This window comes from Paenibacillus sp. AK121, from assembly GCF_019042715.1.
Taxonomy (GTDB): Bacteria; Bacillota; Bacilli; order Paenibacillales; family Paenibacillaceae; genus Paenibacillus; species Paenibacillus polymyxa_C.
Genome location: NZ_JAHPJM010000008.1, coordinates 49,801 through 57,589, shown reverse-complemented (window position 1 = coordinate 57,589; position 7,789 = coordinate 49,801). Strand labels below are relative to the sequence as shown.

Below are 7,789 nucleotides of genomic sequence, written 5' to 3'. Positions count from 1 at the left end.
AAAGTGGTGAGCCGTATGAGAAACGCACTCATTCAAAACATTTATCCATTGACACCCATGCAGGAGGGGCTTCTATATCACTCCATTTTAGACGAGCACTCAGAAGCATATTTTGATCAAACGGTCATTACCTTAAATGAACGGTTGAATGCAGAGACGCTGAAAGAAAGCTTCCAAACCCTAATTGACCGTTATGATGTGTTACGGACTGTGTTTGTTTATAAAGAAACAGACCAACCGTTACAAGTCGTGCTGGCTAATAAAGAGGCAACGATTGATTATAGAGACATTACGGAATTAAATGAAGCAGAACAACGTTTATATGTTGATAATTTTACGATTAATGATCGGAAAATGCGTTTTGATCTGGAAAAGGATCTCCTTATTCGGATAAGTGTTCTTGCATTAAGTGATACAAGCTGCAAAATGGTTCTAAGCTTTCATCACATCATTATGGATGGCTGGTGTATTGGTACAATTGCGAAGGATCTGTTCCAAATTTACAGAGCTTATTCCCTCGGGAAGAAGCCAGAATTGGACGCAGTATTTCCATATAGCCGGTATATCAGTTGGTTAGGGCAGCAAAATAAGAAGACAGCTCTTGCTTATTGGGAACAACAATTATCAGGTGTGGAAGAGCAAAGTGGCTTACCTCTTAGCAGCAAGTCAACTGAGGATGGAAGCTACAAGCTGAACAACCATATTTTCACCTTGGACGAGCAGTTAACCCGTGGTTTGGAAATGATAGCACAACAAAATCAGGTAACCTTAAGTTCTGTATTTCATGGGATATGGGGTCTGTTGCTGCAAAGATACAATAACACCAAAGATGTGGTATTTGGTTCCGTTGTTTCCGGCCGTCCAGCTGAGCTGGAAGGGTCGGAGAAAATGGTTGGATTATTTATTAATACGATTCCTGTACGTATTTGTCATAAAGAAGCACAAACATTTTCCCAGATAATCAAGCAATTTCAGCAGAATATGATGGAATCGGGGAAGTACCATTTTCTATCCTTGGCTGATATTCAGATGCTAACCCCACTGGGCAAGAGCTTAATCCACCATATCATAGCGTTCGAGAACTACCCAATTACTGAAGAGCTTGCTGGTGGTGAAGGAGAACAGCTTGTTTCAATTGTGGAAACCGAGGGCTTTGAGCAAACGAATTATGATTTTAATATTGGAGTCATTCCTGGTAAAGAATTGAAGGTTAAGTTTGGCTATAACAGTATTGCTTATCAAGCTTCAGATATTGAAAGAATTGAACTGCACCTAAAACAAATAGCTGAACAGGTAGTTTCTAATCCGCATATGAATGTGGATGATATTGATTTGCTTTCTGGCGAGGAAAAACACAGAATCCTGCGAGATTTTAATGATACAGATGCCTTATATCCTCAAAGTCAAACGATTCAACAGCTATTCGAAGAGCAGGTGGCGCTGACGCCGAATCGTTTGGCAGCAGCATTCGCTGATGAGCGGCTAACTTATCTGGAATTGAACGAACGGGCTAACCGTTTGGCTCGCGTTTTGAGGATGAAAGGGATTCAAACCGGCCAGATTGTTGGGATTGCAGCCTATCGCTCACCGGAGATGTTAGTCGGAATCATGGCTACTCTTAAGGCAGGGGGAGCTTACTTGCCAATCAATCCAGAGGATCCTCTGGAACGAATTCAATATATAGCGGGTAACAGCGGCGCTTCCATCCTGCTGGTGCAACAGGAAATCCAAACTACATTGAAGGATATTTCAGCGAATATCAGCGTGCTTGCGATCGGAGCAGACTGGCCAACTGAAAAAACTAATCTTGAACCTTACAGTGGGCCGGAAGATTTAGCTTACGTAATTTATACATCCGGTTCTACAGGTAAGCCTAAAGGAGTTATGATTCGTCACACCTCTATAGTGAATCGACTTCATTGGATGCAAAAAAAGTATCCGATTGGTGTGGACGATATCATTTTACAGAAAACGCCTTACACCTTTGATGTTTCTGTATGGGAACTATTTTGGTGGGCTATAGCCGGAGCTTCAGTCTACTTTCTTCCGCCTGATGGGGAGAAGGATCCCAAGCTACTGGTGGACACGGTGGCAGAACAGAAAATTACAACCCTTCATTTTGTGCCTTCCATGTTGTCTGTTTTTTTGGAGTATGTTGAGCAGCACCAAGCAGAGGGGAAACTCAGCAGTATTAAACGAGTTTTCGCTAGCGGGGAGGCACTAACAGTAAAGCAAGCCAGACGGTTTAATACTTTGCTTCGAAAGCCGAATGGCACAACTCTGCATAATTTATACGGACCAACGGAGGCAACAGTGGATGCAACATGGTTTGATTGCCCGGATGGAGATGATTTGCAGAGTATTCCAATTGGTAAGCCTATTGACAATACCCGGTTGTACATTTTGGATCAGGAGGGGAGATTGCTTCCTGTTGGTATTCCGGGCGAACTTTATATTGCTGGTACAGGAGTAGCCCTAGGCTACATTAATCAACCCGATCTAACGGACGAAAGATTCACGGATAGTCCCTTCGTTTTCGGAGAGCGTATGTATAAGACAGGGGACTTGGCGAAGTGGCTCCCCGACGGCAATGTGGAGTATCTCGGAAGAACAGACCACCAGGTGAAAATCCGTGGATATCGTATTGAGACTGGAGAAATCGAGAAGGTCCTGCTCTCTCATCATGACATCAGAGAAGCCGTTGTTCTATCTAGAAAAGACCAAGAGGACGAAACGTATTTATGCGCTTATATTGTTTCGGACCATGAACTCTTAACACAGGAAATACGATCCTATTTGAAAGCGTCTCTGCCCTTGTATATGGTACCTGCTCATCTGATACAGATGGCTACGATACCTCTTACGCCTAATGGAAAGGTGAACCGAGGAGCGCTTCCTGAGTCCCGTCATGTGATTCGGGAGCAGGGGTTTGTAGCTCCTCGAACAGATACAGAAACTCGTCTAGTACGTTTGTGGGAGGATATTCTGCATGTGAGCCCCATAGGTGTACACAGCCATTTTTTTGAACTGGGTGGACATTCGCTGAAGGCTACAATACTGATCGGGAAAATTATTCGAGAATTCCAGGTCGAGTTGCCTATGCGTGAAATATTTGAGTACCCAACTGTGGAAAGCATGAGCAAACTCATTGAACGTACAATCGGGAGAGGGGCAGGTACATTTACCGAAATTGCTCTACTTTCTGATCAAACCTATTATCCAGTTTCCTCCTCGCAAAGACGTCAGATGATATTGCATCAACTTGAAGGAGCGGAACTGGTTTACAATATGCCTTCTGTCATGCTCGTTCAAGGACATCTGGATCAGGAACGGTTGAAAATGGCTTTCAACACTCTGATTCACAGGCATGAAGCATTGCGCACTTCTTTCTCATGGATCAACGGAGAGCCGGTTCAAAGCGTACATGACGAAGTAGAATTTGAGTTGAAAATTCATAGTCTGACCAGCAAAGAGGATTCAGAGGAACAGCATATAGAAACGGTGCTAAGTGAATTCGTCCAACCGTTTGACCTGAGCCGTGCCCCTTTATTAAGAGGCGAGCTGATCCCGTTGACAGAGAACAAAAATATGCTGCTGATTGATTTACACCATATTATTTCGGACGGCGTTTCTATGTCTATTATTATGGATGAATTTGTAAAAGCATATGATGGACAGGCGCTTCCGCCTCTATCCGTTCAGTACAAAGATTATGCTAACTGGCATAATGAGCAAATAAATCATGGATTTATTAAAGAGCAGGAATCCTACTGGCTGGATCTCTTTAAACATGAGCCGCCTGTACTGGAGCTACCAACGGATTTCCCAAGACCGTCTATTCAAAGCTATGAAGGTAACACGGTATCCCGAATCCTGGGCGATGATATAACAGAGCCACTTCACAAACTTGCAGCTGAAACTCAAAGTACATTGTTCATGATTTTACTGGCTGTATATAACGTTGTTTTGTCCAAGCATGCACGACAAGACGACATTGTCATCGGTACACCGGTTGCTGGGAGAAGACATCCAGATACGGAAAAGATCGTCGGCATGTTTGTCAATACGTTGGCACTGCGTACTAGCCCTTCAGCGGAGAAGAGTCTTTCAGCTTTTCTGGACGAAGTTAAGGAAACGGTTTTATCTGCTTTTGAGCATCAGGAATATCCCTTTGAGCAATTGGTCGAAAAGCTTGCGCTGCGGAGAGATGTGAGCCGAAGCCCGATCTTCGACACCATGTTTGTCATGCAAAATACAAAAGGACAGCCGCTACAATCTAGTGGGTTGGAATTCAAACCGTTTCCGTTCAATCCAGGTGTATCCCGATTTGATTTAACCTTGAGTGCGGAAGAAACAGGTAGCTACCTTCATTTAAATTTGGAGTATAACAGTGCTTTGTTCCAAAAGGACACTGTTGAACGCTTCTTGGATCATATGGTGGTGGTGCTAAGGTCGTTTGTAGCTAATAGCACACAAACCATAGGTGATACCGATTTGTTAACAGCGGTAGAAAAAGAATTGATTTTGAAGAAATTCAACGGGACGGCTGCGCCTTATCCAAGGGAGAAGACGATTCATCAATTGTTTGAGGAGCAGGTGGAGCGAACACCGGAACATCCGGCAGCCCTATACAAAGATCGGCAATTGACGTACCGGGAGCTGAATGCCCAAGCGAATCGGGTGGCTCACGTCCTACGGAAGAAAGGGATCGGGCCCGACCAAATGGTGGGCATCGCAGTTCATCGATCGCTGGAGATGATCGTCGGCCTGCTGGGGATTTTGAAGGCAGGCGGGGCGTATCTGCCGCTACATCCAGAGGACCCGGAAGAACGGCTGGGATTCATGCTGGAGGATAGCGAGGCATCTATCCTGCTGACCCAGCGGGATCAGTTGGACCGCCTTCATCCGCATGGAGCCAATCGCGAGCTGATCGCTATCGAAGATCTGCTGATGGAGGGGATGGAGCTTACAGGAGAAGAGTGCGAGAAGAACCCGGAACCCGTTAACTGCTCAACCGATTTGGTGTACGTGATTTATACGTCAGGCTCCACCGGCAAGCCGAAGGGGGTCATGATTGAGCACGCATCGCTGATCAACCGTCTGCACTGGATGGAAAAACGAATTCCGTTTGGAGCGGAGGATGTGATCCTGCAAAAAACGCCTTACACCTTTGACGTATCGTTGTGGGAGCTGTTTTCGTGGGCGATTCAGGGAGCGACAGTATGCTTTTTGGAGCCGGGAGGCGAGAAAGACCCGGCAACGATAGCCGAAACGGTGGAGGCCAACGGGGTAACAGCGATCCATTTTGTACCATCCATGCTGGGAGCATTCCTGGAGTACACCGAGCACAGCGGAGCCGCTAGGAAAATGCGCAGTGTCCGGCGAGTATTTGCCAGCGGGGAAGCGCTGATGACAGAACATGTCCGCCGGTTTAACCGTTTGCTGGGAGCCGAAGGAGCCACGTTGCACAACCTGTATGGACCGACAGAGGCAACGGTAGAGGTGGCGTATTACGACTGTCCTGCCGAGCAGGAACCAGAGAGCATTCCGATCGGGAAGCCGATTGATAACGTAAAATTGTATATTTTGGACCGTAAAGACCGATTGCAGCCGATAGGTGTACCGGGCGAGCTGCACATTGGAGGGGACTGCGTAGCCCGGGGATATGTGAATCGGAAAGAACTGACGGAGGAGAAGTTCGTAGCGGACCCCTATGCGGCGGGGGGACGGATGTACCGAACGGGAGACTTGGCGAGATGGATGCCGGATGGAAACATTGAATATATGGGTCGGATCGACCATCAGGTGAAAATTCGGGGCTACCGGATCGAACTGGGTGAGATTGAAGCGGCAATACTGGCCTACGAAGGGGTACAGACGGCAGTAGTGCTTGCTCGTGATGACCGTTCTGGGGGAAGTTATTTATGCGCCTATGTTGAACATGCCCAGGAATTCAATGTACAAGCATTAAAGGCTCGTATTAAAGAAGTCCTTCCCGAGTATATGGTGCCTGCTTATATCGTATCTATGGAAGCTATGCCTTATCTATCGAGCGGCAAGATCGACAGAAAAGCATTGCCTGAGCCTGATCACAGTCTGTCGATTGAGGTAGATTATATTCCTCCATCCAATAAGGTTGAAACGTTGATGGCGGAAATCTGGCAAGAGGTTCTTGGCTATGCTCCTATCGGAACGAATCATAACTTTTTTGAATTGGGCGGGGATTCGATTAAAGCTATTCAAATTTCCACACGTCTAAGCAAGCACGGATATCGCATGGAAATTAAGGACCTTTTCCGTCATCAAACGATAGGTAGCCTGACTCCAGATCTAAGAGCAGTCAGTGTTCAAGCCGAGCAAGGGATTATTGAAGGAGAGGCTGAGCTATCCCCTATCCAACGATGGTTTTTTGAACAAAAGTTCACGGAATCCAACTATTGGAACCAGGCCGTTATGTTGTATAGCCAAAATGGGTGGGAGGAAGAACTGGTCGATCAGGTGTTGTGTAAGCTGACTGAGCATCATGATGCCTTACGAATGACATATACAGCGAATCAGGACAAAATTATTCCCATCATTCATGGTACGAATCGAAAGGCATATGCTCTTACTGCTCTGGATGTAAGCCATGAGTCATCCATTGAAGAAGCAATCCAGACCCTCAGCGAAGCGATTCAGCGGCGCATGAATTTAGAAAGCGGTCCGCTTGTGCAAGCGGGGTTGTTTCACACCGCTCAAGGTGATCACTTACTACTCGCGATTCATCATTTGGTGGTAGATGGAGTTTCTTGGAGAATTCTATTGGAAGATTTGGAGCAGGGGTATATGCAGGCACTTAATAATGAAGAAATCCTCTTTCAGGCGAAGACCCATTCATGGAAGGATTGGACCCATCGCCTTGGTGATGATGCAAAGGGTGGGCGTCCAGCTCGTTACAAACGTTATTGGGAGAATGTAATCCGTCATGCCAGTAAACCGCTTCATAAAGACTATCCGGCCGCTGACAGAAGAGGGAAAGACCTGGAAATCTGCAACGTAAGGCTTTCCAAGCAACAAACAGATCGTCTACAGAAGGATGTACACAAGGCTTATAGTACGAATGTAAACGATCTACTGTTGACAGCCTTTGGGCTGGCATTGAGAGACTGGACTGATGATGACGAATTTACCATTTTGTTGGAAGGGCACGGACGGGAACAGATTTTTGATGATATAGATATAACCAGAACGGTCGGCTGGTTTACTACGATGTATCCTATTCATCTGGATATGAAGCATAATACCGATTTAGCTTACCAAATTAAGCTGACCAAGGAAGCGTTGCGACGTGTTCCTAATAAGGGCATTGACTTCGGAATTCTGGAATATATGACCCTACACGATTTGAAAAGTACTAATCAGGGAAATTTTGCACCTGAAATCCGTTTTAATTATCACGGCCAGATTGATTCAGGCTCCGTTGCGCCTTTATTTGTCGAATCAAAGTATTCTCCGGGCCGGACGGTAAGTCAGGAGACCGAGACACCATTTGTGCTTGATATTAATGGCAGTATCGAACAGGGGATATTAACCCTCGGGATTGAGTATAGCAGTCGTGAATATGCTGAATCGAGTATTCAAAAATTGGGAAATTTCTTGCAAAGTCGTTTGCTAGAAATTATTGAGCATTGCTCTGAAAAGAAGGAGAAGGAATGGACTCCCGCAGATGTGAGCGATGAGAATCTTTCAATTAACGATTTGGATGAGATTATGGCCTACTATAAAAATAATACATCTTCCTAGGCGGTGG

1 protein-coding gene is annotated in these 7,789 nt (G+C 45.7%); it reads left to right on the top strand.

Annotated elements, in window-relative coordinates; translation table 11 throughout:
* Window positions 1-15 precede the first annotated feature (15 nt).
* Window positions 16-7,782: a non-ribosomal peptide synthetase gene (locus tag KSP24_RS15760; RefSeq protein ID WP_216975707.1), complete on the top strand. Its 7,767-nt coding sequence runs from the start codon at window positions 16-18 to the stop codon at window positions 7,780-7,782.
* Window positions 7,783-7,789: the final 7 nt, after the last annotated feature.